This window comes from Marinobacter persicus (assembly GCF_002934325.1).
Lineage (GTDB): Bacteria > Pseudomonadota > Gammaproteobacteria > Pseudomonadales > Oleiphilaceae > Marinobacter > Marinobacter persicus_A.
This window is the reverse complement of the sequence record NZ_PTIV01000001.1, coordinates 196422-222750: the sequence shown is the minus strand read 5'-3', so window position 1 is coordinate 222750 and position 26329 is coordinate 196422. Positions and strand designations below refer to the sequence as shown.

At 58.4% G+C, this 26329-nt stretch carries 23 protein-coding genes; 12 read left to right on the top strand and 11 right to left on the bottom strand.

The window, feature by feature from the left end:
* Window positions 1-27 precede the first annotated feature (27 nt).
* The 3 genes from BY454_RS01070 to BY454_RS01060 all read right to left on the bottom strand — a co-directional run bounded on the left by BY454_RS01070 (window position 28) and on the right by BY454_RS01060 (window position 3441).
* Window positions 28-1323: a pyridoxal phosphate-dependent aminotransferase gene (locus tag BY454_RS01070; protein WP_104425535.1), complete on the bottom strand. Its 1296-nt coding sequence runs from the start codon at window positions 1321-1323 to the stop codon at window positions 28-30.
* A 117-nt stretch (window positions 1324-1440) separates the two neighbouring features.
* On the bottom strand, window positions 1441-1752 hold the full coding sequence (locus BY454_RS01065) for a DUF3301 domain-containing protein (protein ID WP_104414772.1): 312 nt from the start codon (window positions 1750-1752) through the stop codon (window positions 1441-1443).
* A gap of 57 nt (window positions 1753-1809) precedes the next feature.
* Entirely contained in the window at window positions 1810-3441 is a 1632-nt protein-coding gene (locus BY454_RS01060; RefSeq protein ID WP_104414771.1) for a methyl-accepting chemotaxis protein, read from the bottom strand.
* Window positions 3442-3650: 209 nt separating this feature from the next.
* Between BY454_RS01060 and BY454_RS01055 the strand changes: the two genes are divergently transcribed.
* Together BY454_RS01055 and BY454_RS01050 are read left to right on the top strand one after the other, a co-directional pair.
* The gene (locus BY454_RS01055) at window positions 3651-5321 is read left to right on the top strand and encodes a putative bifunctional diguanylate cyclase/phosphodiesterase (RefSeq protein ID WP_258075505.1); all 1671 of its coding nucleotides are present in this window, start codon (window positions 3651-3653) and stop codon (window positions 5319-5321) included.
* 147 nt (window positions 5322-5468) lie between these two features.
* Window positions 5469-6443 (top strand): AraC family transcriptional regulator, encoded by a 975-nt coding sequence (locus BY454_RS01050; RefSeq protein ID WP_104414769.1) that lies wholly within the window; start codon window positions 5469-5471, stop codon window positions 6441-6443.
* Between the two features lie 71 nt (window positions 6444-6514).
* Here BY454_RS01050 and BY454_RS01045 read toward each other — a convergent pair whose 3' ends face one another.
* From BY454_RS01045 to BY454_RS01035, 3 genes are all read right to left on the bottom strand, one after another.
* Entirely contained in the window at window positions 6515-9589 is a 3075-nt protein-coding gene (locus BY454_RS01045) for an efflux RND transporter permease subunit (protein WP_104414768.1), read from the bottom strand.
* A complete protein-coding gene (locus BY454_RS01040) occupies window positions 9589-10686 on the bottom strand; it encodes an efflux RND transporter periplasmic adaptor subunit (protein WP_104414767.1) in 1098 nt (365 codons plus the stop codon). The genes BY454_RS01045 and BY454_RS01040 overlap by 1 nt, the downstream gene beginning before the upstream one ends.
* A gap of 221 nt (window positions 10687-10907) precedes the next feature.
* A complete protein-coding gene (locus BY454_RS01035) occupies window positions 10908-11705 on the bottom strand; it encodes a secretin N-terminal domain-containing protein (protein ID WP_104414766.1) in 798 nt (265 codons plus the stop codon).
* Here BY454_RS01035 and BY454_RS01030 point away from each other — a divergent pair.
* From BY454_RS01030 to BY454_RS01020, 3 genes are all read left to right on the top strand, one after another.
* Window positions 11704-11934, top strand: a complete 231-nt coding sequence (locus tag BY454_RS01030; RefSeq protein WP_104414765.1) for a hypothetical protein — start codon at window positions 11704-11706, stop codon at window positions 11932-11934. The genes BY454_RS01035 and BY454_RS01030 overlap by 2 nt on opposite strands.
* Before the next feature lie 134 nt (window positions 11935-12068).
* A complete protein-coding gene (locus BY454_RS01025) occupies window positions 12069-13121 on the top strand; it encodes a 3-deoxy-7-phosphoheptulonate synthase (RefSeq protein ID WP_104414764.1) in 1053 nt (350 codons plus the stop codon).
* A gap of 111 nt (window positions 13122-13232) precedes the next feature.
* Window positions 13233-14672: a dihydrolipoyl dehydrogenase gene (locus BY454_RS01020; RefSeq protein WP_104414763.1), complete on the top strand. Its 1440-nt coding sequence runs from the start codon at window positions 13233-13235 to the stop codon at window positions 14670-14672.
* 36 nt (window positions 14673-14708) lie between these two features.
* Here BY454_RS01020 and BY454_RS01015 read toward each other — a convergent pair whose 3' ends face one another.
* Window positions 14709-14984 carry a DUF2061 domain-containing protein gene (locus BY454_RS01015; protein ID WP_219820587.1) on the bottom strand — a complete coding sequence of 92 codons (276 nt, stop codon included), beginning with the start codon at window positions 14982-14984 and terminating at the stop codon, window positions 14709-14711.
* 224 nt (window positions 14985-15208) lie between these two features.
* Between BY454_RS01015 and BY454_RS01010 the strand changes: the two genes are divergently transcribed.
* From BY454_RS01010 to BY454_RS00995, 4 genes are all read left to right on the top strand, one after another.
* A complete protein-coding gene (locus BY454_RS01010) occupies window positions 15209-15682 on the top strand; it encodes a Dps family protein (RefSeq protein WP_104414762.1) in 474 nt (157 codons plus the stop codon).
* Between the two features lie 243 nt (window positions 15683-15925).
* Window positions 15926-17812 carry a choice-of-anchor I family protein gene (locus tag BY454_RS01005; RefSeq protein WP_104414761.1) on the top strand — a complete coding sequence of 629 codons (1887 nt, stop codon included), beginning with the start codon at window positions 15926-15928 and terminating at the stop codon, window positions 17810-17812.
* Between the two features lie 309 nt (window positions 17813-18121).
* Complete coding sequence (locus BY454_RS01000) at window positions 18122-18775, top strand: DUF2057 domain-containing protein (RefSeq protein ID WP_255199585.1); 654 nt, start codon at window positions 18122-18124, stop codon at window positions 18773-18775.
* Between the two features lie 37 nt (window positions 18776-18812).
* Complete coding sequence (locus BY454_RS00995) at window positions 18813-19784, top strand: porin (protein ID WP_104414759.1); 972 nt, start codon at window positions 18813-18815, stop codon at window positions 19782-19784.
* A 127-nt stretch (window positions 19785-19911) separates the two neighbouring features.
* On the opposite strand, the gene BY454_RS00990 is transcribed toward BY454_RS00995, so the two are convergent.
* The 4 genes from BY454_RS00990 to BY454_RS00975 all read right to left on the bottom strand — a co-directional run bounded on the left by BY454_RS00990 (window position 19912) and on the right by BY454_RS00975 (window position 23542).
* Window positions 19912-21210, bottom strand: coding sequence for a TRAP transporter large permease (locus BY454_RS00990; protein ID WP_104414758.1), 1299 nt, complete (start codon window positions 21208-21210; stop codon window positions 19912-19914).
* Window positions 21207-21752 (bottom strand): TRAP transporter small permease subunit, encoded by a 546-nt coding sequence (locus tag BY454_RS00985; protein ID WP_104414757.1) that lies wholly within the window; start codon window positions 21750-21752, stop codon window positions 21207-21209. Before BY454_RS00985 ends, BY454_RS00990 begins: the two co-directional genes overlap by 4 nt.
* Window positions 21753-21862: 110 nt before the next feature.
* Window positions 21863-22939 carry a TRAP transporter substrate-binding protein gene (locus BY454_RS00980; RefSeq protein ID WP_104414756.1) on the bottom strand — a complete coding sequence of 359 codons (1077 nt, stop codon included), beginning with the start codon at window positions 22937-22939 and terminating at the stop codon, window positions 21863-21865.
* 144 nt (window positions 22940-23083) lie between these two features.
* Window positions 23084-23542: an ATPase gene (locus BY454_RS00975; RefSeq protein WP_104414755.1), complete on the bottom strand. Its 459-nt coding sequence runs from the start codon at window positions 23540-23542 to the stop codon at window positions 23084-23086.
* Window positions 23543-23629: 87 nt separating this feature from the next.
* Between BY454_RS00975 and BY454_RS00970 the strand changes: the two genes are divergently transcribed.
* Genes BY454_RS00970 through BY454_RS00960 form a run of 3 tightly spaced genes read left to right on the top strand, consistent with a single transcriptional unit; the run spans window position 23630 to window position 26329 of the window.
* Entirely contained in the window at window positions 23630-24472 is an 843-nt protein-coding gene (locus BY454_RS00970; RefSeq protein ID WP_104414754.1) for a motility protein A, read from the top strand.
* Complete coding sequence (locus tag BY454_RS00965) at window positions 24465-25205, top strand: OmpA/MotB family protein (RefSeq protein ID WP_181049615.1); 741 nt, start codon at window positions 24465-24467, stop codon at window positions 25203-25205. The genes BY454_RS00970 and BY454_RS00965 overlap by 8 nt, the downstream gene beginning before the upstream one ends.
* 56 nt (window positions 25206-25261) lie before the next feature.
* Complete coding sequence (locus tag BY454_RS00960) at window positions 25262-26329, top strand: beta-N-acetylglucosaminidase domain-containing protein (RefSeq protein ID WP_104414804.1); 1068 nt, start codon at window positions 25262-25264, stop codon at window positions 26327-26329.

The window sequence follows — 26329 nt, the reverse complement described above, 5'->3', positions numbered from 1 at the left end:
TGAGGGTGCCAGTCTAGCACGGCAGGGTTACAGGCTGTTGAGCCACTGCTCCATTTTGTCCATGGCTTTTGCCAGGCGAGGGCAGGCCTGCTGCACGAAGTCGTCGCCCAACTCGATGTCGGCATAATCGCCACCGGCAAGCTTCAGGGCCTCACCGCCATCAAAATCCACGAACGCCAGTCGTGCCCCCAGGTGGTCCGGGGTGAAACCGAAGTCACTGGACGGCAGGATGGCCACGCCAGTGCTGGCCAACAGCGCCGTGCAGAAGGACTGTGAGGTCTTGATGTCATGCCGGGCGAGTTTTTCCCGGTATGCAGAGAAGTCCGGGAAGAGATAGAACGCGCCCTGCGGCTTTTGCACCACGGCGTTCATTTCCTGCAGCCGGCGATGCATGTATTCACCCACCACCTTGAGAATCCGGCGGGACTGTTTCAGGTATTCGTTGATATCGTCCCCGCCGTTGAACGCGGTAATCGCCGCGTGCTGGATGGGGGCCGCGGTAGAGGTGAAGGTTTCGCTGGCGATGATCGCCATGGCGTCCTGCAGTGGGCGCAGCTCGGGCGGGAAAATGAACGTGCCCAGGCGCCAGCCGCCGGCACCCAACCACTTGCTCATGCCGGTGCTGATGATGGTGCCTTCCGGGTAGTAGCGCGCGATCGATTTGTGTCGACCCTCGAAGTGCACTTCCCCGTAGATTTCATCCGACAACAGGATGATTTTGTATTTGCGGGCCACGTTGGCAATGGCCAGCAGCTGGTCGTCGGTGTAGGTGCAGCCCGTGGGGTTGGACGGGTAGTTCAGGATCAGGATACGCGGGCGGGAGGGATCGTCCCGGCAAACGATATCCAGTTCCTCGGCGGTCAGTTGCCAGTTGTTCTCGGCGTGGGTTGGCAGCCAATGCACGGAGCGGCCGATGATCCGGGCCTGAGGGGCGTAGGACACCCAGCTTGGGCGCGGAATCAGCAAATCACCGTAGTAGGCCAGCTGCAGCATGAACAGCAGCTCTTTCGAGCCCGGGCCGATAAGCACGTCTTCCCAGGTGCTGCGCATGCGTTCGTTACGGTTGATGTAGCCGGAAATGGCTTCGCGCAGGCCTTTAAGGCCTTTGACCGGCAGATAGTCCTTTTCGTGGGCGTGTTCCTTGAGCGCTTCGACAACTCGCTCGGGTACCGGGAAGGGTGATTGTCCCAGGCCCAGTTTGATGATGTCCCGGCCTTCGGCCCGGAGTTGGTTGCTTAGCTCATTGATGCGGAGGGTGGCAGAGGGCTGGATGCCCCGGACGTTCAGGTTAATCGCGTAGCGATGGTCGTGTTTGATGTCCATTGTCCCGGTCTGTTTGGTGAGTGGTCACCTACGCAGTATAGGAAACCCAAACATATTTAAAATGGGTGGTCAGATAAGGGATTGCCGAAAACTGAGGCTTATCAGGGCAAAGGCTCGCTAGAACCGGTGAGGCTCGAGCTCCATGTGCAGGATGTTGGGGCCGAGCATGATGATGCGGCCGGTGTAGCGCTCTTCGCCGGTGGTGGCGAAATCGAACAGGAAACGACGCCAGACCCGAATGCGGCCATTCTGGTCGCGCTTGAACCATAAGCCGCGCAGGTAAACGGCATCGTCCAGAAGCAGGACGTCCATGGATTTGCAGTAGCGCCGGGCGGCCGTTAGGACAGAATCCTTGATGGCCTTGGCCCGCCACCAGTACCAGGCGGCGAAACCGGCGATAAAGAGCCAGACGAGTGTGCCCAGGGTCAAGGTAGAGGCAATCCTGTTGGTTGTGATGACTGACCGTTAGAGGATTGCCAGAGTACCTTATTGGGCCGGCTCGGGAAATTCTTTCTGTTTTTCGCCGGATTTGCTGAGCCGCAGGCGATCCCGCAGCATATGCAGGAAGTGGCTGGTCAGCAACTGGGCCTGGTCTACATGGTTCCCCAACTGCTCGGACTCCTGATGCGCGCTTTCGCTGCTGGACACTGACTGGTTGCCCAGATCCAGCAAGTGCGAGGCCTGCTTTTCCACCTGAACCGCCAGGGCCGATTGTTGTTGCGAGGCGCTGGCGACTTCCCTGGCGCAATCGTCGATGATGTCCATGTCGTTCAGGGTGACGCGCAGTGACTGGCTGGCCTCATCGGCCATGGTGGCGGTGCGGTTGCAGGCTTCCGAGCCTTTGTTGATCACATCGACCACCATGTGGGTTTCCGACTGCAGCTCGTCAATCATGGTGTCGATGCGTTGGGTGGATTCGTGGGTGCGTCGGGCCAGGCCGCGAATTTCGTCGGCCACCACGGCAAAGCCCCGGCCGGCTTCTCCCGCCCGGGCTGCCTCAATGGCGGCATTCAGTGCCAGCAGGTTGGTTTGCTCGGCAATTTCCGTGATCACTTCCAGGACCACGGAAATGGCATCGCTACGTTCCGAGAGCTTGTCCATTTCGGTATTGGCGCTGTCCAGCTGTCCCCTTAGCTGGGAGATCGCCTGGTTGACGCCATCCATCCGGTCCTGGCACTGGTGCGCGGATTGTCGCGCTTCCTGGCTGGCATGCTCCGTGCGGGTGGTCATGTCACTGACCCGCCGTACGCTCTGCGCCAGTTCTTCAAAAGCACGGGTAATGTGTTCAATGTCCGTTTGCTGGTTACGCACGCTGTCGACCGAGCTGGATACCCATTCCATGGTTTTCTGTTTCTTGCCGTGCAGCATGCCTATGTTGGAGTGCATTCGGGCGGAGACGGCTCGCAGGGTGGCGTCGCGTTTTTGCCGATCGTACTCAATCCAGGCACTTTCGTCCCGAAGACCGGTATAGATCCAGGGCATAACGGGGTGGGCGTCGCAGCAGGCGTCCCGGGCGGTGCGCATCATCGGCAGCGTGAGCCAGAAGAGGATGGCAAATACGGCGAGTACCAGGGCCTGAAGAACAGCCATCTGGATCAGGGTCAGCGCGGCCAGGCCAAAAATCACCAGGCTGCCGGCCAGAACGGCGTAAAGGCAGGCCAGTTTGGAGGCCATGGGCGGGCTGATGGCCTGGTAGCGCCGGGGTATCCTGCCCTTGTTCCAAGCGGCATAGGCCGCCTCTGCACGCTGGATCTGTGCCCGGCTGGGTTGGCAGCGAACCGACTGGTATTCGACGATCTGGCCGTTTTTCTTGATTGGTGTAACGTAGGCATCCACCCAGTAATGATCGCCATTTTTGCAGCGATTCTTGACGATGCCCCGCCAGGAGTCGCCCGCCTGCACGGTTTGCCAGAGATTCTCGAAGGCTTCTGGGGGCATGTCCGGATGCCGGATCATGTTGTGGGGGCGGCCGATCAGTTCGTCTTCATTGAAGCCGGCGACATCAACAAAGTCTTCGTTGACGGCGGTGATCTTGCCTTTCAGGTCGGTGGTGCTGATCAGGTGATAGTGTGACGGGTACTCGTGTTCCTTCCCTGTCACCGGTTCGTTCCTGCGCATGTGGTGCTCCAGAATACGCTTCCATGTGTACACACTATCGGCCTGCCGACCTTTGCAGAATATCCCCTTATTGCAATTCTTGAGAAACTAATGAGAGGCACTTACCGATTTGGTTAAAAATAGGCCTATTTTGCAAAAAACGGATAGGTTGAGAGTGTTTTAAGCTTATGCTGACAACAAGAATAAAAAACACCGGCAGGGAACAGCGAGTGGAAGCATCCATGCAGTCATTGAGCGGACAGGACTTTAAAGCTCTGGTGGATCTGCATCCCAAAGCGATCATGCTTTCAGGCCTTGATGCCACCATTGCTTACGTCAATCGCCAGTTTGAGGCCGTTACCGGCTACCAGCAGGAAGAGATTGTCGGGCAGACCCCGTCGATTCTAAGTTCCGGTCTGCATTCCCGTGAGTTCTATGCTGACATGTGGCGCCGTCTGGAAAGCGAAGGCCGCTGGGAAGGGCTGATCTGGAATCGCCGGAAAAATGGTGAAACCTACCCCCAATGGCTCACGATCTACCCGGTGGAATACGAGGAAGGCTGTTTCTACACGGGCGTGTTCATGGATGTTGGCGAGTTAACCGCCAACGATGAGCGCCTGGCGGCGCTGGCCTACTACGATCCCCTCACGGAATTGCCCAACCGCACCTTGTTCCAGGAATTCCTGAAAGCCAGGGCCTCCCGGCGCAACTATGACAAGACCTGTTTTGCGGTTCTCTACATTGACCTCGATTTCTTCAAGTCGGTGAATGACCTCCACGGTCATGACTACGGGGACCGTGTGTTGAAGGAAGCGGCAGCCAGCATCCAGGGGGTTCTGCGCGAAGGTGATGTAGTGGCCCGTTTGTCCGGCGACGAGTTTGCCGCCATCATCGAATTGCAGGATGAATCCGAGCTGGAAGCGGTCTGTCAGCGCACAACACAGGCGTTCCGTGCGCCCATGGTGGTGGATTACCGGGAATATTTTCTTTCCGCCTCTGTGGGGGCTGCTATCTATCCCAAGCACTCGGACAGCGCCGCCGATCTCCTGCTGAAAGCCGACCGGGCCATGTACGCTGCGAAAACCGCCGGTCGGGCCTGTTACCGGGTATATAGTGCTGAGGAAAGCGAGCAGGGCCAGCATCAGCAGATTCTTTCAGAAGCGCTGGTTGCGTCGCTGAAGACATCGCCGGAAGAATTCTCGGTGGTCTATCAACCCCAATACGATCTTTCCAGCGGCGAGATGGTGGGCATGGAAGCACTGATACGCTGGCGCCACCCCAAACTCGGTGCGGTCTCGCCGGGTGAGTTTGTTCCCCTGGCGGAACAGCGGGGCCTGATCCATGAGCTGACCGAACAACTGGTCCGGTGTATCACTGCTGACCTGGATTTGCATGGAGTGACCGGCGGGGATTCCATGCGCCTGGCGATTAATATTTCCGCGCGGCAGATTGCCGATGGTCGCCTGGAAGACCTGCTGGAGCCTTTCTTTGCGCGCCTGCGCCAGTCGGGATGGGTGCCGGAACTGGAAATCACTGAAACTCACCTGATGAATCTCTCCCGCACCTGCCTGGATAAACTCAAGGACTTCGGGCATAAGGGTGTGATGGTGGCCATCGATGATTTTGGCACCGGCTATTCCTCTCTCGCCTACCTGCATACCCTCCCGGTGCACGTGCTGAAGATCGACCGCCAGTTCGTGCAGCGTCTTGGGCCTGAACGTCGGGATTCCCGCATCGTGGGCGCCATCCTCGGTATTGCTGAGGCTCTGGATCTGGAAGTGGTGGCCGAGGGTATCGAGACAGAAGCCCAGAGAACTCGCCTGCAGGAACTGAACTGTCATCGGGGGCAGGGTTATTTGATGGCCCGCCCCTTGCCCCTGGCGAGTCTGGAAGTGATCTAAAGGCGTGAGGAGCCTCTTCTGCCGCTTGATGGGTATCAAGAAAAAGCGGAAAACCGGCCATATTGTGAACATTTTGCAAGATCTGGCTAGGGCAATGTGCGAGTGTGCCTTAAAAGGACGAGGTCATTCATTGCCCCTGCGAGCGGTATGCGCCACCCCCAGAGTAAATCCGAACTCGAAGCCTACCTGCGGCTGAATCGTGCCGCTGCCGGCGAGTGGCTTCACGCCCTTCGCCACCTTCTGGGCTGCGACGACCTTGAGTGCCATGCGCGTCGCAGTCAGGCGGTCTTTGGTTCGCTGTCTGCCATTGAAGCCGACGCTGGTGTGGTCTGTGTCCTGAACGTTGCCCAGGAGATGGAATTCACTCACTGTCTGCTGGCCGGTGCCTTGTTGGTGATGCCACTGGAAGGGCGTTGTGAGGTTGCCCTGACCGATGGTCCCCGGTTGCCGATGGTGCCACTGGCCACGGTTCCGGCCGATCAGGAATTTACCCTGACGGTGGGCGGGGGTAGCCGGCTGGCCCTGGTTTTCCCGGTGCCTGGCCACATTCCCCGTTGGCCGGTACAGGGGGCGGCTAACGCCCTGGCTGTCTGTCTCTGGCAATTTCTGTTTCGCTCCGAGTATTTCCACGGCCATCGGCATGCCTGTGAAGAGGTGAACCAGCTGTTCGCCAGGGTCCGGGAATTGTTGTCCTCTGGTGATCCCCATCCTGCCGGAGAGGAACCGTCGATGGAGCTGGATCGACGCCTGGTGCGGGTGGTGGACAAGATTCGCAACGAGCCGCAGTGGGCGTTTAACCTGCAGGAGCTGGCCAGCCATTCCGGTGTCAGCGAACGCAACCTGTACTACCTCATGAAGCGGGCCACCGGCATGACGCCTTACCGGTTCTACCAGCGCTGCCGGCTGATTCGCGTCCGTCGCCGATTGGTGGACTGCCAGTGCGACATCCCCCACATCTCCTGGTACGCCGCTGACGAGGGCTTTTCGCACCTGGGCCGCTTTGCGGCTCTGTACCGGGACCATTTTGGTGAGCTGCCCAGCGAAACAGTGCAATGGCGTCGGCGCTTGCAGGCCCTGGATAATATGAGCGCGCCATCGGGTAAAACCTGCACGGCTTCCTGAATTACGGTAACTGAACGAAAAAAGCCCGCGCGGGATGATCCCGGGCGGGCTTTTTTGGGGCTGTGCCTGTGTTATTGGCTGGCCGCCGGTTCCTCATCCGCGTATTCGTCCTGTGCTGAGCCGTGATGATCACGGGCCAGCAGGAGATAGAACGCCGGGAGCACGAAGATGGTGAACAGCGTACCGATACCCAGGCCAGCGCTGATGGTCAGGCCGATGGCGAAGCGACTTTCCGCACCCGGACCAATGGCGATCAGCAGTGGCACCATGGCGAAGATCAGCGCCAGGGAGGTCATGATGATCGGACGCAGTCGAATAGCGGCGGCCTCAACCACTGCATCAAACTTGCTCAGCCCCCGGTCCTTCTGCAACAGATTGGCGAACTCCACAATCAGGATGCCGTTCTTCGAGACCACGCCGATCAGCGTGATCAGCCCCACCTGGGTGTAGATGTTCATGGTGGCGAAGCCCAGCACAATGAAGGCCATCGCACCAGCCACGGACATGGGCACCGAGACCAGGATGATGAACGGGTCCCGCCAGCTTTCGAATTGCGCGGCCAGTACCAGATAGATCACCAGCAGGGACAGGAAGAAGGTCACCATCAGGGCGCTGCCCTGGTTGGCCAACTGCCGGGTCTGGCCGGTGTAATCGTTGCTGAAGCCCTGCGGGAAGACCTCTTCGGCGGTCTTCTCCATGTAATCCATGGCCGTACCCATGGCAACACCCGGTTGCACCACGCCTTCCAGGGTCAGCGAGTTCAACTGGTTGAACTGGGTGCGGTTGGACGGTTCTACGTCCTCGGTGAAGCTGACCACGCTGGACAGCGGTACCAGTTCGCCGTTGCCGGCCCGGATGTAGTAATCCTTGAGTGATTCCTTGCTCGGGCGGAATTGCTCATCCACCTGGGGCATCACCTTGTACGACCGTCCTTCCATGTTGAAGCGATTGATGTAACCACCACTGAGCATGCTGGCAAGAGACTGCCCGACATCCTGCATGGACAGGCCCAGGTCTGCGACACGGTCCCGGTCCACCTGGATACGGGTAATGGGCTTGTCGAAGTTGATGGACTTCTTCAGGAACATGAAGTTGCCGCTCTGCATGGCCTTGCCCAGCAGCTCGTCCGCCACCTGGTCCAGCTGTTCATAGCTGGCGCCAGTGGTAATGACGAACTGGAACGGCAGGCCGCCACCCGAGCCCGGCAGTGACGGACGCGGGAAAACTGCGGTTTGCAGACCGGTCACGTTTTTCAGCTCGGCATCCACCTGCGGCTGAGCCTCGAACTGGGTAATGTCCCGTTCGCTCCAGGGCTTCATCTTGAAGCCGCCGAAGACGGCGTTCGGACTGGTGATACCGATGATCATGAAGTCTTCGTTGTAGCCCGGCACGGTGGCGATGCGATCCTGTATTTCCTGACCATGGTCATACAGGTAGTCCATGGTGGCGGTTTCCGGGCCAAGGCCCTGGTAGAACAGGATGCCCTGGTCTTCGGTCGGCGCCAGCTCATTCTGACTCATGTTAACCATGAAGTAGATGGAGCCCAGCACCACCACGGCAAAGAAAATCACCACGGACTTGGTTTGCATCAGCGAGATCAAAGCTCGCTTGTAGATGTTGGACAGGCCGTTAAAGGTCTTCTCCACCACCTGCTCGAAACGCCCCGGATTGCCATGGGGTTTGAGTACCTTACCTGACAGCATGGGTGACAGGGTGAGAGCCACAATGCCCGAGATCACCACCGTGCCAGCCAGGGTGAAGGCAAACTCGGTGAACAGCGAGCCCACCAGCCCGCCCATGAAGCCGATGGGCGCGTACACCGCCACCAGGGTGGTGGTCATGGCGATGATGGGCACGGCCATTTCCCGGGCACCGTTGATGGCGGCGTCGAAACGGGACTCGCCCTGCTCAATGTGCCGGTGTACGTTCTCCACCATGATGATGGCATCGTCCACCACGAGGCCGATGGCCAGTACCATGGACAGCAGGGTCAGCAAGTTCAGCGAGAAGCCGAACATGAGCATGACAAACGCTCCACCAATCAGAGACAGCGGCACGGCAACCGAAGGCACCACCGAGGCCCTTACCGAGCCCAGGCACAGGAACACCACCACCAGCACGATGATCATGGCCTCGAGCAGGGTCTTGATCACCTCGTTGATGGAGTCCTGGATGAAGTCAGAGGCGTCATAAGCCAGACGCACGTTCAGCCCGCTGGGCAGTTGTTGCTCGATTTCGGGTAGTTGGGCTTTTACCAGGTCGGCAACGGTCAGCGGGTTCGCCCCAGGTGCCATTTCGATGGCCACAAAGGCCGCCGGTTGTCCCTTGTACAGTGCCAGCTCATCGTAAGTCTCAGAGCCCAGTTCGACGTTCGCGATGTCCTTCAGGCGGATCAGTGAGCCATCGCTTTCCTTCACCACCAGGTTGCGGAAGGCTTCCGGGTCGGCGATGTCGGTATCACTGGTCAGACTGATTTCGGTGTATTTGCCCCGGGTCTTGCCCACGGCGGCCTGGTAGTTGTTGGCCCGCAGTTTGGCGGCAACTTCCGTTGGCGTCATATCGACGGCGGCCAGCCGTTCGGGGTTCAGCCAGACGCGCAGCGCGAAACTGCGGCCCAGAATCCGGGCCTTGCCCACACCAGACAGGGCCTGCAGTTTAGGTTGCACCACGCGGGTCAGGTAGTCGGTGATCTGGGGGACTTGCAGTTCCGTGCTGTAGAAAGAGATGTACATCAACGCGGTGCTGTCGCCGGTCGTCGATGTGATCACCGGATCCTGGGCCTCAGCAGGCAGGACGTTTCGCTGGCTGGCGACCTTGGCCTGGATCTCCGCCAGGGCATCGTTGGCGTCGTAGTTCAGCTCCATCTTGGCCTGAATGGTGGACACGCCCTGGGAACTGGTGGAAGTCAGGTAATCAATACCGCTGGCCTCAGCGATCGCCTGCTGCAGGGGCACGGTGATGAAACCCTTGATCAGGTCGGAGCTGGCGCCCGGGTAGGCGGTGGAGACGGTAACGGTGGTGCTTTCCAGCTCCGGGTACTGGCGGATTTCCATTTCCATGGCTGACCGCGCACCAATCAGCAGAATCAGTAGGCTGACAACCGTCGAGAGTACCGGCCGGTGAATGAATATGTCGGTGAATCGCATTATTCAGACGCCTCCTGGCCGGACTCGTCCAGGATTTCCACTCGCTGGCCGGCGCGCAGGCGTAGCAGACCCTTGGCAACGATGGTGTCGCCAGCCTTGAGCCCGGAGGTGACCTCAGCGCGGCCATCCCGGACCTCACCGGTAGTGATGGTCTGGCGCTTGACGATCTGCTCGCCATTGTCGTTTTCTGCCACCAGGAACACGAAATCGCCATAGGTGTTATAGGAAATGGCGGTGCGTGGCACGGTCACAACCTTATTTTCCCGTGGCTGGCCGGTCTGGATGGTGGCGAACATACCCGGGCGCAACAGGTTGTCCTGGTTGTCCAGGGTGGCACGAATGCGCACGGTCCGGCTTTCCGGGTTCACCGAGGTGTTGATGGCACTGACGTCACCGGTGAAAGTGTGCTCAGGGACGGCGGCCACGGTGACCGATACCGGATAGCCGTTTTCCACCTCTGGCAGCGATTTCTCGGACAGGGTGTAATCCACGTAGATCGGATTCAGCATGTTGATCTCAACGATGGGGGTGCCGGTGGCAATGTACTCACCCTGATCCACCATGCGAATGCCCAGGGTTCCATCAAACGGCGCGCGAATGACTTTCTTGTTGAGCTGTGCCTCCGCCTCGTTGACCCGGGCACGGGCCGCGTCGTAGTTGGCCTTGGCTTCGTCATACTGGGACTGGGACACAGCACGGCGTGGCAGCAGGTCGGACACACGCTTGAACTCCTGGGCGGCCAGCTGCGCTTCGGCCCGACGGGTGCGCAGGGCGGCTTCGTCAATGGCGGCGTCCAGGCGGATCAGTACATCCCCCTTGCTGACGGTGTCGCCGGATTCAAAATTGATGGTCTCGACAACCCCTGGAACCTCGTTGGCAACCTCAATGCCATTAATCGCCTCAATGCTGCCAACGGCCTTGATGGCCGGCTTCCAGCTCTCCTCGCTGGCCTGGGTGACCGAGATCTTGGCCGGCGGCTGGGGCTGGGAAAGCTGCTTTTCCATCTGGCCGAACTGGTAGAACTTGTAGCCGAAAATTCCGCCAAGGACGACACCGAGAAAGATAAGGACAATGATGAAACGGGAAGCAGTGCGCATGGGTTGTTCCTGGGAATGGAGTTCCTGATGGTGAGTGATTGCTAACCAAAAAGCGATGCCAGCAATGCCATGATGCCGGTATGGCAATGCTAACAGTACTCGTTAACAACTTAGTTAGCTTAGGATGCTACAAAAAGCGGCGCAAATTGTCATGTTTTTGCACCGCTAATACAGTATAAATACTGCGATTACGGGCGCTACGAACGGCGGGCTGAATTAGATCAGTGTAGCAGGTCTACCTTTACTTCCACGGTCTGGTTTTCGGCGCGGTTGCCATTCACACGGTAAGTAATCCCACCTTCATGACCGGCTTGGGAGGTGTTGGTTCCACCGAGGCTGACCCATTGTCCCGGATCCACCCGGCGAATGGTGACCAGCGCTTCGGTTTCGTAACCGGGGAGGGCGGCCGGATCCTCTTCAAAGGAAACGATCTTCAGTTCGACCGTCCTGTCGGAAATCACGTGGGGGCTCACCACAAAGCCGCTTCGTGTCTCCACCTGTTCCAGGATCATGGCCGGATTCCGACCGCCCTGGAGGGCGAAAGGCAGGGTCCGGACCTGGCCGGAGGTAATGTGGGCGGATTGCCCGCTCTGGACGATGACGTTGCGTTCGGTGCTCGAAGCCGTGCTGATGGTGCGGCTTTTGATGGTAGCGCGGGCGTTATCATCTGAGGCGCTGATACCACCCCCGGTTTCCCTGCCGCCGATGTCCTGGCGATAGCGAACACTTACCCGCATCTGGATGGGCGCAACATCCAGGGTTTCAATCAGGGTGCCGATTTCATCCAGTTGGGCTGGCTCCCCACGCACCACCAGCTGTTGTCCTCGGGCGGTAACCGTGATCGGTGCCTGGCGGTAAAGGTCCTTGATCTGGCCCGCCATATCTTCTGCGGTCCGGTTCTGTAACTGGTAAATGCGAGCTTCCGGCTCGGCCTGGACGACGCTGCACATCAACAGCAAAACCACCGCAAGGAGGCCAGAACGGTAAGCAAAAGATGGGTGTACAGACGGAATGTGCATGCCGGCCTCCGCAGCCCTGGCTGACAACCCGCTGAAAATAATCCGGGTTGCGGGTTGTCAATGTAAAAAAGATCGGTTTATAGTGAAAAGCATGAAGACCCTACACGCAGCCTGTCAATTGAATGTTCTGAAAGCTTTCGGTGAAAAAACGAAAGCCGCAGGTTCCGCCGTGTATTTTTGGTGGTTTGGTTATGGCTTTTACTTTAGCCAGAGCCCGGGCCGCCCGTAAGATCTTCATCGACCGAACACAACGAGGAAGGCAGCCCGGCAAGCAACCCAGGCTGCCACCGGACTCAAAAAGCCCCGACTGGTAGCCCAGCCGGGGCTTTTTTGATTCTGACACAGGGAAACAGGAAGCAAGACATGAACATGCCACTGAACGCCGAGACACTGGATTCGGAGCCGCTGAATCGCAGCCAGCACCGCCAGGAAACCCGCCTGCCCACCGCACTGGAGCTGCGAGGCCGGTTTCCGGTAAGCGAGTCACTGGCCTGGGAGATTGCCGGTTACCGGGAGCAGATTCGTCGGGTGCTGCATGGTGAGGATAATCGCACCCTGATCGTGATTGGCCCCTGTTCCATCCACGACGAAGAGGCGGCTCTGGACTACGGCCGCAAACTCAAGGCCCTGGCGGACGAGGTCAGTGATCGCTTCCTGATCGTGATGCGGGCCTACCTGGAAAAACCCCGCACCACCGTGGGCTGGAAAGGCCTGCTGTACGACCCGGAGCGCACCGGTCGCGGCGATCTGAAACAGGGACTGGAGCGTTCCCGTCGGCTTCTTCTGGGACTCAGTGAGTTGGGGCTGCCCCTGGCCACCGAAGCCCTGGGGCCATTCATGATGGACTACCTGGGTGACCTGGTGAGCTGGACCGCCATTGGCGCGCGCACCACCGAATCCCAGATCCACCGGGAAATGGTCAGTGGTCTGCCCATGCCGGTGGGCTTCAAGAACGGCACCGATGGCAGCATTGGCGTGGCCATCAATGCCATGAAATCCGGCGCCCATCCCCATCACCACATGGGTATTTCCCATTGCGGCTCGCCGGCGATGATTTCCACGCCCGGCAACCCGGACACACACCTGGTTCTGCGTGGCGGACGGGGAATCACCAACTACGATGAGCTGAGCATTGCCCGGGCCGTCGAAGAGTTGGAAAAAGCCGGTGTGAACAGCGCTGTCATGGTGGACTGCAGCCACGATAACGCTCGCAAACAGGCCGAGCGCCAGCAGGAGATTGCCAGGGAAGTCATGGCTCAAAAGGATAAGGGCAACAGCCACATCAAGGGCCTGATGCTGGAAAGCTTCCTGGCATTCGGTCGTCAGGATGATGGGGATGACCTGATCTACGGCTGCTCCCTGACCGATCCCTGCCTGGGCTGGGAACAGACCGAGGCGTTGATCCGCTCACTGTAGCTTCCGTTTGCCGGGGGCTGGCGGAAGCTTGAGGCTTTGATCTGTCGCAAGTCCGCAAGGGTTCTATACTCGTACGGTGACGCAGTATAACGAGCCAATGAAGGAGGCCGGATGGACAAGCGAGAGGTAGACGTCGCCATTATCGGAGCCGGCACGGCCGGAATGGTCGCGTATCAGCGGGTCAGCAAGAAAACCGACCGGGTGGTTCTCATTGAAGGTGAACGTTACGGCACCACCTGCGCCCGGGTAGGCTGCATGCCCAGCAAATTGCTGATTGCCGCGGCTGACAGGGCCGAGGATGTGAGGCAGGCCGAAGTCTTTGGTGTGATACCGACAGACGTCCGGATTGATGGTCGGGCCGTGATGGCCCGTGTGCGCACCGAACGAGACCGGTTTGTTGAACCCGTGGTGAAGTCCATGGAAGCCCTTCCCGAAGAACACCGTCTGATGGGCCACGCCCGCTTTCTCGATGGCCATCGCCTGGTGGTGGGGGAACACACCGAAGTCACCGCCCAGCGATTTGTGATCGCCACCGGTTCGCGACCCAACATCCCCGATGTCCTCAAGGGGGCGAAAGATCGACTGATCGTCAACGACGATGTCTTTGACTGGCAGGATCTGCCGGAATCGGTGGCCGTGTTTGGCCCCGGGGTGATCGGTCTGGAGCTGGGTCAGGCGTTAAGCCGCCTGGGTGTGCGCATACGCCTGTTTGGGGTGGACGGCAGCATTGCCGCCCTGCGCGATGAGAAAATCGTGGATTATGCCCGCCGAACCTTCGCCAGCGAATTTGCCTTGAGCGCGGAAGCGGACACCCGGAAGGTGCACTGCACCGATCAGGGGGTTGAAGTGACCTGGCGGGAAAACGGCCAGGAGCATCAGGAAACGTTCGAGTATCTGTTGGCGGCTACGGGACGGCGCCCGAACATTGATCATCTGGACATCCAGAACGCCGGCATTGATCTGGATGACCGTGGCATGCCTGTTTATGACCCCTACACCCTGCGTTGCGGCGACAGTCATATCTTCATCGCCGGTGACGTAAACAATGACCGCCCACTGCTCCATGAAGCGGCGGATGAGGGACGGATTGCCGGTGATAACGCCGGGACCTATCCGGAGGTTCGTGCCGGCCTGCGTCGGGTTCCCCTGGCGGTGATTTTCACCGATCCGCAGATCGCGACCGTAGGTATGAGCATTGCCGAAGTGGGTGAACGCTGCCGGGGCTGTTTTGCCGTTGGAGAAGTGAGTTTCGAAGGCCAGGGGCGCAGCAAGGTCATTGGCAGGAACGAAGGCCTGTTACGGGTATACGGCGAGCACGGGAGCGGTCTGTTCCTGGGGGCGGAAATCTTTGGCCCGGCCGCAGAACACATGGCCCATCTGTTGGCCTGGAGTGCCCAGCAGCGCCTCACGGTCGGCTGTATGCTGGATATGCCATTTTACCACCCGGTGATTGAGGAAGGTCTGCGGACTGCCTTGAAAGACCTGCATCGAAAATTGCGCATGGGCCCGGAAGCGGTCGATGACTGCATGGAGTGCGGCCCCGGCGGGTGAGATGACAGCCCGCCGCCTGTCACGGCGGGCCTAGGTTCAGGCGCCCTGGGGAGTCTTTTGGGGCGTCACGCTTTGCCGGGCGGTTGTATTTTTCTGGTGCCGGGCCCATACCTTCTCGTGGAAGAAGTAGGCAACGGTATTGATGGCCGGTTCCACCATCGCGATCAGGCTACCGATCAGAATGTCGCCGGTTAAAACATAGGCAACGGTAAATGCCACTGTGAAGTGGGTGATCGCAAAGGTAATGGTCTTCAGCAACGACTGATCACCCTGCATTCCGTGATTGTGGACGAACAGTTTCATGGTGCTCATGGCCAACTCCGGATGTTTGAGTCTATACCCACAGTTAAGAACAAATAAGAATTGTTTTCAAATAGGCTGTTTGATGGTTTCTCATAGATCTGATTTATCATTCTTTTCGGTTCGCCCATAAGTTACTGCTATCAAAGAGATCAAGTTAATAAACTGGGGGAAGCCCCGGGTTTTTTGTAAAGTCAGAAATCAAGTTGATGCCTACATCGAATCAGGAGGTTCAAATGGCAAAGAATTTCATTGGTCTGGATACGGAAAAAACGGAACAACTGGCCAGCGCACTGAATGACCTGCTGTCCAACTACCAGATCTTCTACATGAATGTTCGCGGCTATCACTGGAACATCAAGGGCGATAACTTCTTTGAATTGCACGTCAAGTTTGAAGAGCTGTATGACGACCTGCTGCTCAAGATCGATGAAATCGCCGAGCGTGTACTGACTCTGGGGCATCGTCCGGCCCACGCGTACAGCACCTACATGGAAAAATCTGAAATCCCGGAGCGTAAGGATGTATCCGATGGCAAAGAAGCCATGGGCAACATCGTTGAAAGCTTTGGCAAGATCATTTCCAAACAGCGCGAGTTGCTGAACATGGCGGGTGACGCCGACGACGAGGGCACCAACGCCCTGATGAGCGATTACATCTCCGAGCAGGAAAAAACCGTGTGGATGTATCGTAGCTACCTGGGGCAGTAAGCCACCCGGTAGTTGATTGCATGAGACGTGGCGGCCCTGTTTTTCTGGATAGCAGCGCCGCCATTTTTGTTTATGGCAACCACCGTTTTCGGTCCGCCCGCTGTCGGGGAGGATTATGTGGGCGTAGCCACGGTTGTCATAAGAGTGCCGCCAAACTGTCTTTTTCCTGCAGCCGTTCTGTCATGCCTCGTCGGTAGGTTTGGTCAACAACCCGAACCATGACCCGATAATCGCGAGGCACTCATGCATTTGACCCGCCCCCTTCTGGCTGCCGCCATTCTCTCCGCCACCGTTGGTTTGTCTGCCTGTGGCAGCGACGGTAAACGCGCCGGCGGCCCCGGCCTGGACGATCAGGCGATATCGCTGGTCCAGATCGGTCGTTTCACCTCAGCCGATAACCAGTTTGACGAAAGCGCCGCAGAAATCGTGGCCTTCGATCCTGAGAGCGCACGCACCTTCGTTGTTAACGCCCAGCAGGGTGCACTCGATGTCCTGAGCCTTGAAGACCCCACCAATCCGGTAAAAGTCACGACGCTGCTGGCGGGTGAGCACTGGCCGGATGCCGGTGCCATCAACAGTGTCAGCGTAAGTGACGGTCTGGTGGCGATTGCCGTGGAGAATCGCACCAAGACGTCGCCCGGTCGCGTGCAAATCTATAACGCGGCCGATCTGGCGTTTCTGGGGCAAGCCAAGGTTGGCTCGTTGCCGGACATGATTACCTTCACGGCTGACGGCCGGCACCTGCTGACCGCCAACGAAGGCGAGCCAAACGCCGATTACAGCATCGATCCCGAGGGCTCGGTGTCCGTTATCAATGTTGAAAATCCCCGCCAGCCCATCGCCAGCACCATCGATTTCCGGGCCTTTAACCGTGACGGTGAACGGGCCGCAGAGCTGCCCGCGCAGGTTCGGATTTTCGGTAATTATGGCCGCACGGAATTGTCGATTACCGGCTACAGGGATGATGACCAGGCCCGGCTGATGGTGGCGGATGCCTCGGCCGTAAAGCCGGGCATGTGGCTGACGATTGCCAGCAGCGAGGGTGATCCACTGCCTTATCGGGTGGCGCGGGTGGAAGGCAATACGCTGACCCTGACCACTGGTTTTGACGATGATACCGAGGTGGAAAACGAGGACACAGAGCTTCGGGCCTTCCTGCATGATGGTCAGTCGTCGGTGGCACAGGATCTGGAGCCGGAATACATTGCCGTCTCGCCGAACGATTCCAAAGCCTGGGTGACCCTACAGGAAAACAACGCCGTAGCGGTGATTGATCTGGAGGAGCGTCGGGTGGAGCGTATTCTGGCCCTGGGCACCAAAGACCACGGTATGCCCGGCAACGAGCTGGATGTGTCCGACAAGGACGACGCCATCAACATCGCCAACTGGCCCGTGCTGGGCATGTACATGCCGGACACCATCAAATCCGTCGCCATTAATGGCGAGGTGTATTACCTCACCGCCAACGAAGGCGACGCCCGGGAATACGATGGGTTTGTTGAGGAAATTCGCTTCAAGGATGCTCCGCTGGCGGATGTCGCGCCTTTCAACCGCGCCGATGTGGATTTCTCCAATAAGAAACACCTTGGCCGTCTTCTGACCACACTGACCGCCGATACAAACAGTGATGGTGAGCTGGACCTGCCTCTGGCCTATGGCGCCCGAAGTTTCAGCATCTGGAGCGCAGACGGACGCCTGATAGCTGACAGTGGCAGTGACTTTGAAACCATCACCGCTGAGAAGTTGGGTGCGGAATTCAACAACGACAACGATGAGAACAGTGGTGATAGCCGCAGTGACGCCAAGGGTCCTGAACCTGAAGCCATCGAGGTAGCGCACATCGACGACCGTACCTATGCCTTCATAGGCCTGGAACGTACCGGCGGCATCATGGTGTACGACATCAGCAACCCGGCCAGCCCCCGGCATGTGCAATACCTCAACAACCGGGATTTCACATACCCCATCGAAGACCGGATTGATGACGGCAACGAACCCGCCTGGGCCGCTGGCGACCTGGGGCCTGAAAGTATCCTCTTTGTCAGCGCTGCCGATGCTCCGGGCGACTCGCCTCTTTTAATTGTCGGCAACGAAGTGAGTGGCACCACCACGATCTACGAGATCCGTTGAGGGTTTTCGCTATCCACGGACGCCAATGCGTTGGCAGGGCCAACGCATTGGTTTTCCGGCTTCCTCCCGCCTCACCTTCCGTGACATAAAACTGCCGTAAATATGTCACGTCCTTGCAATAAGCTCCCTATAAATTGAAGTCTCAAAGCTTAAGGGCAAGCCCGGGCTTTGAGCTCATGTTGCGTTTTGAGTGAAGAACCTTGATGCCGGGGGCTGCTCCCGGCTTTTTTCCAAATTCCGGCCGCCCGGTGAGGCTCATTGTGAGCGGACGCCGGCTGGCCCCAGAGCCTGAAAAATCTGGAGTGTCTGTTGAAAGCCATCGTTGCCCCGATTTTTGTCTTGATCCTGCTGGTATCTGCCCAGGTAAACGCCGACGTGCGCCTGACACTGGGCCCCTGTGTGCAGACCCACGTGGTTAACGGCGATGAGAAAAACGCGGTATCCGGGGAGTCACTGACCCTGGCGAATGGTACCCAGCAGCTGGTGGTGGACTGCGAAGCGATGCTGGGGCGCTCCGACGACGATGCCTTTCCCGAAAGCAGTGAAACCTTTGTCCTCCTGTTTGATGCGGCCGATGCCGTGTTGACGCTCTCGGCTCCCCGCCTTCAGACACGTCAGCAGATGGCAGCTTTCAACCAGCAGAAGGACTTCCGGCTGGTGAACGCCGAGGGCGAGGCCCTGAGTTACCAGATCGGTGTGCTGGAGAAAGAAGGCTTCCAGGTATTCCGGGATTACCTGGACGAACTGGAGGCCTTCAACCGCACCCCGGCCCCCGCCGCACTTCGCATGCAGTTGCCTGGAGCCTCCGCCGCTGCAGGCAACGTAACGGACGCCGTGCCACACGTTGGCGAGCAGGGCGCTCCGGATCAGGAAACGGTTCGGCAGATGCTGCGTTACTGGTATCTGCAGGCCGACAGGGAAACTCGAGAAGAGTGGAAGAACTGGATCCAATCCAGCAAATAAAAGCCCATAAAATCAATCGAAAGTGGAGTGAAAACCCATGAAGAAGCTTCTTCTGGCTGTTGCTGTGTCCTCTGTTGCTGCAGGTTCTGCTAATGCTGCAACTGTTTATGAGAAAGATGGTTTTACCTACAAGCTGAATGGTGATTTCCAGGTTCAGATGCGTCAGGCGATCGGCGTCGATGAGCGCGCCGAGGTCGAGTACGACGATCTGGAGCTCAAAAACTACGTCAGCTATGACTTGGGCAATGGCCTGACCGGTTTTGGTCGTGTCGATTTTGGCTTCAAAAAAGCGGCGGAAGATGACCAGCGGGGCAGTAATCTGGAAGAGTCCTACGTGGGCCTCAAATACGGTGTTGCCTCTTTCTCCTTTGGTAAGCAGAACTTCGCCTCCGACGAGTTTGGCATTGAAGAAGCCTACGAAGTGAAGACTATTGATGAGGATCGCTTCGATGCTACCGGCACGGATGGAGACGATACCGTGCGGATAGATGTTGAACTGGATAATGTCTATATCGCGGCTTCACATGAGATGAAGTCTGCGGATACAGGTGCAGATGATGGTATTGACGGAGAGTACTACGACCTGTTTGTTTCTACCAAGCTGGTTGGTCTCGAACTGGCGGCGGCCTATCAACAGGCGAGGAGGTATGGTAAGGCCGACTCACAGGACACCTACGGCGTTAGTGCCTCCTACGACTTCGGCTTCATGAACCTGGCGGCGGACTACAGCCTGACCGATGACAACAACACAGACGTGGAAACCAAACAGTACAACGTTGCCGCTGTGTTCCCGGTAGCCAGCACCACCGATGTTGCCGTGGGTATGGGTAACAAGGACTCGGACGCCACTGGCTACGAGGACGTCACCGAATGGTACGCCAACGTTACCTACAAGTTCCCGCAGGCCAAGAATGTTCGCGTGTTTGCCGAAGTGGCTGACAGTGATTTGAAGAAGAATAACAAAGAAGTCGACATGGGCATGTTGGCCGGTCTGCGCGTGAAGTTTTAAACCTGAAGCCAAAGGTATCGCGCTTTTCAAAGGCGTGTGCCGGACAGGTAAACAAGAAGGCCGGGCATTGCCCGGCCTTTTTGCGTTTCGACAACAGCGACCTGAAAGCCGCTGATTTTTCGACTGGCTAGTAGGTTGCACTCATGCCAAACCACTCGGGGAAGATCACGATCAGGGCCAGCACCAGGATCTGGAGCAGGATGAACGGGATAATGCCCTTGTAGATATCCAGGGTTCGCACTTCCGGCGGCGCCACGCCCTTGAGGTAGAACAGCGAGAACCCGAACGGTGGGGTCAGAAAGCTGGTCTGCAGGTTCATGGCAATGAGGATGGCAAACCAGAGCATGTTGATGCCCATGGACTCGGCCACCGGCGCCAGGATCGGCACGATAATAAAGGAAATCTCCACGAAATCGATGAAGAAGCCCAGCACCAGGATCACCAGCATCGCCAGGATAATGAAGCCCCACTGTTCGCCGGGCAGCATCATCAGCCAGTCTTCCAGCAGGTAATCGCCACCGGTGTAGCTGAACACCATGGAGAAGGCGGTGGCGCCGATCAGGATGGCGAACACCATGGCGGTGACCTTGACGGTATCCTTACTGGCGTCCCACACCATTTTGAAGCTGAACTGGCGATAGATGATCGCCAGCACCACGGCACCCACACCACCCAGGGCGGAAGATTCGGTCGGCGTGGCAATGCCGGTGAAAATGGAGCCCAGAACCACCACAATCAGGGCGAGTGGGGGGATGATGGCCAGCAGGGCATCCAGGATTTCCTTGCCGCGACTGTTGCCTTCGTCTTCTTTGGGCATGGCCGGTGCCGTTTCCGGTTTGAAGCGGGTCATGATCAGGATGTAGGCGATGTACAGGCCGATCAGCACCACGCCGGGCATCACCGCCGCCTTGAACAGGTCGCCCACCGGTAGGCCCAGAACATCACCCAGAATGATCAGGATGATGGACGGAGGTACGATTTGGCCCAGGGTGCCGGAGGCACAGATGGTGCCAGTGGCCAGGCGCTTGTCGTACTTGTGGGCGAGCATCACGGGCAGTGAGATCAGGCCCATGGCCACGACGCTGGCCCCAACCACACCGGTGGAGGCCGCCAACAGGGCGCCGACCAGGATGGTGGAGATGGCCAGGCCGCCGGGCAGGCCGCCAAACAGCCGGCCCATGGAAGTCAGTAGCTGCTCGGCGAGCCGTGTACGCTGCAACACCACGCCCATGAAAATAAACAGGGGCACCGCCATGAGTACGGTGTTCTGCATCACGCTCATGATGCGGAAGGGCATGAAGGCAAACAGATCCATGCCCTCGGCGTAGATACCGAAGAACAGTGCCACACCGCCAAAGGTGAAGGCCACGGGGAAGCCCAGCATCAGCATAACCAGCGCTGCCCCAAACATAATCATGCCAATCATGCCAGGCCTCCCGCGCTGTGTTCGCCTTCGTATTCCTTGTCGCCGGCCAGTACCCGGATGGCATGGGTCACCATATTCACACCGGCGGTGGCGATGAAAATGGCGGAAAACGGAATCACGGATTTGATGATCCAGCGATGGGGCAGGCCGCCCGGGTCGCCACTGCCTTCGCCCATCTGGTAGGCATCAACGGCAAAGCCGTAGCCGTAGAAGCCGATCAGGTAGGCAAAGGGGATGACAAAGAGCAGGGCGCCACCAATATTGATCCACGCTTTGGTCTTGTTGCTCCAGCGGGTGTAGAACACGTCTACCCGCACATGGCCATCGGTGCGCAGAGCGTAGGGGATGCCCATCAGGAACACCACGGAGTACAGGTGCCACTCCATTTCCTGCATGCCGATGGAGACGTCGTTGAATGCATAGCGCATCACCACGTCGTAAAATACGTTGGCTGCCATCAGGATCATGGCAACGCAGGCGATCCAGCCGCAGAACTTCGAGAGCCAGCCCAGGCCCTCATCCAGCTTGATTATCCAGCGCATGTGAATATTGTCCTCCGCCAGGCGGATGTCGGAATTGAAGGTCTTATAAAGAAAAAAGCCGGGACCACTTCAAGAGCGATCCCGGCTCGGTTACTTCATGGCCTCCCAGTTTACTCGACTTCGGCCATGGTGTTGAGATACGCGCGCTCGGAAATGTCTGTGTAAGCGCGGCTCTTTTCCTTGTACTCCTCTTGGGATTTGATGATTTTCGCTGCCATATCGCTCTCTGCGGCCGCTTCATCCAGAAGCTTCTTGTTGGCTGCGTACATGGCGTCGAAAACGTCGTCCGGGAACTGTTTGATCTGCACGTTCGGATACTCTTCCTTGATGCTGGCCCAAGCTTCTGCGTTGGCATGCTGGGATTGAATCAGCATGTCATAGGCTGAGGCTCGCATGGCGACGCGCATGATTTCCTGCAGATCCGCCGGCAGTTCTTCCCAGCTATCCTTGTTGATCAGGAACTGCAGCTCGGTGGCCGGTTCGTGCCAGCCGGTGTAGTAGTAGTCAGCGATTTGCTGGAAGCCCAGGCGTAGATCCAGTGCCGGGCCGACCCACTCAACGGCGTCGATGGTATTGCGCTCAAGGGCGGTGTAAAGCTCGCCCGGGGCGATATTGGTCGGGTTCACCCCAACCTCGGCAAAGACCTCACCGGCAAAGCCCGGAATGCGCATTTTGAGGCCTTGAAGATCCTCAAGGGAGTTTATTTCCTTGCGGAACCAGCCGCCCATCTGCACGCCGGTGTTACCGCCGGGGAAGGACAGCATGTTGTGGGGCTCATACACTTCCTGCATCAGCTCCATGCCGCCGCCATGGTAGAACCAGGCGTATTGTTCGGTGGCGATCATGCCAAACGGCATACTGGTGAAAAACAGGGTTTCGGGGACCTTGCCCTTCCAGTAGTAGGAGGCGGAGTGGCCCATGTCGTACTGGCCAGCCTTGACCATGTCAAACACGCCCAGCGGGGCCTTGTGTTTGTTGGCGGAATCGATGCGGATGCGCAGGCGGCCATCGGACATCTTCTCGACGTTTTCAGCAAAACGCTTGGTGGTGTCGCCAAAGATCGGGAAGTTGGGGCCCCAGGTTTCAGCGAGACGGAGCGTGAACCTTTCTTGCGCGAGGGCCTGTGTGGCGGAGACGGTGGTTGCGACCGCCAATACAGCCGCGGAAAGAACAGAACGGATCTTCATTGTTATTCTACCCTCTTGTCGTTTTTATAGTCGGTGCCGGTTCCGGGCGCTGCCAGAAACCGGCGCCGTCAACCTACTTGAGCGTAGCAATTAACTCGCGAGAACGGTAGTCATTCGAACCAATTCGCGGTTGTGTTGAAGGTCTTAAAGATCCTGCATCCGGCCAATCGAGCCCGCCATGCGCATGGATTCATGCTCCTCCAATTCCTTGAGGTTTTCGGCCAGCTCCTTGGCCTCCGGAATCTCGGCCTTGCCCGCCAGGGAGTCGTACAACGCGATCACCCGGTCATGGAAGGCAAAAATCTCGCGGCTGATTTCGTCAAAACTCTTATTGTTGTAATGCAGGTCGCAGGTGCGATTTTTTTCAACCGGTTTGTGCACACCGTAATCATAGAGTCGGGTCTGCATTGCCTTGGAGTCAGCCTGGCTCTGGTATTCGGCCACTTCCCTGGCCAGCAGGTCTTCGTGTGAGCCGAGATACTCGAGCAGGGCGCTGATCCGGTCGTTACTGTTAAGCGCGGCAGACTCTTTCAGGCAGCGGGCGTGGTGCTCGTGCATCTGACGGGTCCACTCGATCAGATCGGCAAAAGTTTTGATTTCCATAGGTTTGCACTCCGGTCACAATGGAATTTGTATTTTTCCCTTTATCGTAACAGTCTAGTCTGGATTGTCGTTTGATTGGAGCATGGAATGAACCCCTCTACCCTCATCGGTATGGTTGCGGGCCTGGCGGTGTTGGCCAGCGTGCTGTTCTGGTCGGCCGAAGACCCGGCCCTGTTCATCAACCTGCCCGGCCTTGCGATTGTGGTGGGGGGCACCCTGGCAGCCACGTTTATTTCCTTCCCGCTGGGCGAAGTGCTGCGTGTGTTCCGGCTGTTTGGCACCGTGGTACGCAATGAAAAGCTGTACACCGAACGGGATATCAGCGAGCTGGTCCGGATTTCCCGGCTGTGGATCGATGGTGACCTGGCCGCTGTTGAACGGGCTCTGGAAAGTGTGCGCAATCCCTTCCTGCGTTCGGGCGTCCAGCTGGTGATTGAGCTGAACCCGGAAGAAGACATCATGGATTTCATGGAGTGGCGGATTGCCCGCCTGCGTGCCCGGGAGCATGCCGAGGCCCAGCTGTTCCGGGTGATGGCCAGTTTCGCCCCGGCCTTTGGCATGATCGGTACCCTGGTGGGGCTGATCAACATGATGTTCCTTCTGGATAGCGGCAGCATGGACGTAATAGGCCAGCAACTGGCCCTGGCCTTGATGACTACCTTCTATGGCATTTTGCTGGCGAACCTGATTTTTCGCCCGGTGGCGGTCAAATTGGAGCGTCGCACGGAACAGCGGATCATCCTGATGCGCATGGTGATGCAGGGCATCTCCATGATGTGCAAGAAGCGAAGCCCATCGCTGATGCGCGAGACCCTGAAGTCCTTTGTCGCCAGTTATGACGATGAAATCCGCGATGTCAGGGCGCCGGCGCCCGCCGCCTCCACCACCAAGGCCCGGGCCACGACCAGAGAGAGCGCACGCAATGCCTGATCTGGATCAGGGGGGCTCCCGTGTTGCCCGGCGCTCCGACAGCCTGAAGATTCCTCTGGTGCGCAGTACCGATGAAGACGGCTGGCTGATGACCTACCTGGATGTGATTACCCTGCTGCTGGTGATGTTTGTGGTGATGCTGGCTTTTTCGGGCGGACCTTCTGGCATCCCGGGGAGCTCGAAAACACCGGAAACGGTTCAGGCCTCGGCAGCACCCGCGAGCGACCCGGAACCGGCGGTTGCGCCGGGCACGGCTGGTCCGGCGTTGGATCCGATGGCGGCTTTTGCCGGAGAGGCCCTGCGTTTTTTGCAGGAAGCGGGGCTGGCGGAACAGGTGGATGTGGTTCTCCAGGAAGGCGGGGTAAATCTTCGGATTGGCAGTGAGATCCTGTTTGCCTCGGGCACGGCAACGCTGTCCAATGACGGCATGAGCCAACTGGAAAAGTTGGTGCCCCTGTTGTCTGAGACTGACTATCAACTGATGGTGGCCGGTCATACCGATAACATTCCGATCAGCGGTCCGCGTTATCCCTCCAACTGGGAGTTGTCATCGGCCCGTGCGGGCAGTGTTGTCCGGTTGTTTGAAAGCCAGGGCATTTCCCCGGCCAGAATGCAGGCCACCGGCTTTGCCGATACCCGGCCTCTGGCGCGCAACGACACCGAGCGGGGCCGGGCCCGCAACCGCCGGGTGGAGCTTGTCCTGCAGCCACCTGTCGACAATACTGATTCTTGAAGGAGCCGCCATTGCCCGGCGGGCGGCTGTTTGTGAGTGCTGGAGAGAAAAAAGTCATGACCGTATCACTGGGTATCATTGAGGGTTTTTACGGCCCCCTGTGGAGCTGGGAGGAGCGCCAGCAGCTGGTGAAAACCCTGGCACCTCACGGTTATGCCTTTTACTTGTATGCGCCCAAGGCGGATGCCTGGCTGCGTCGGCGCTGGCAGGAGCCGTTTCCCGAGGCGCAAGCCCGGGCCATGGCCGATTTTGCCCGGTTCTGCCGCCGCCAGGGGGTGAGCTTTGGCGTTGGCCTGAGCCCCTATGAAATTTTCAATAATTTCGACCAGGCGGCACAGGCTCAGCTGGCGCGCAAGCTCAAGGCGCTGGAGAAACTGGGGCTTGATGAACTGGCCATCCTGTTCGATGACATGCGCTCGGATATTCCCAACCTGGCACAGGTTCAGGCCGATATCATGCACTGGGTCCGGGATCACACCGACATTCCCCGCCTGAGCGTCTGTCCGAGCTATTACTCGGATGACCCCGTACTGGACCGGGTGTTTGGTGAGCGGCCCGCCGATTATCTGGAAACCCTGGGTCAGGCACTTGATCCCTCCATTCATGTGTTCTGGACCGGCGAAGAGGTCTGTTCCCGGGAAATTTCTCCGGGCCACCTCAAACGCGTGGGCAAGTTGCTCGGTCGTAAGCCGATACTCTGGGACAATTACCCGGTAAACGACGGCGATCGCATGTCCGGACACCTGCACCTGCGGGGCTTTACCGGACGGCCTGCGGGGAATGCCGCCTGGCTGGCCGGTCATGCCATCAACCCGGCGCTGCAGCCGACATTGACCACGCTCCCGGCCCTGACCTTGGCTGAAAGCTACCGGCTGGGGCCGGATTACCAGTACGGCCAGGCCTTTTTGCACGCCGCCCGGGAGGTGCTGGGCAGTGAACTGGCTAACCAGTTACGTCGTGATTTGCTGGTGCTTCAGGACGCGGGCCTGGGCCGCCTGAGTGACGAGCGCAAGCAGGCGTTGCTGCACACCTACGATGCCTTCGATCACCCCGCCGCCTCTGAAATCATGCGTTGGCTGGCGGGGGACTACCTGGTCACCGATGAAATGGTGCAAACCCAGTAA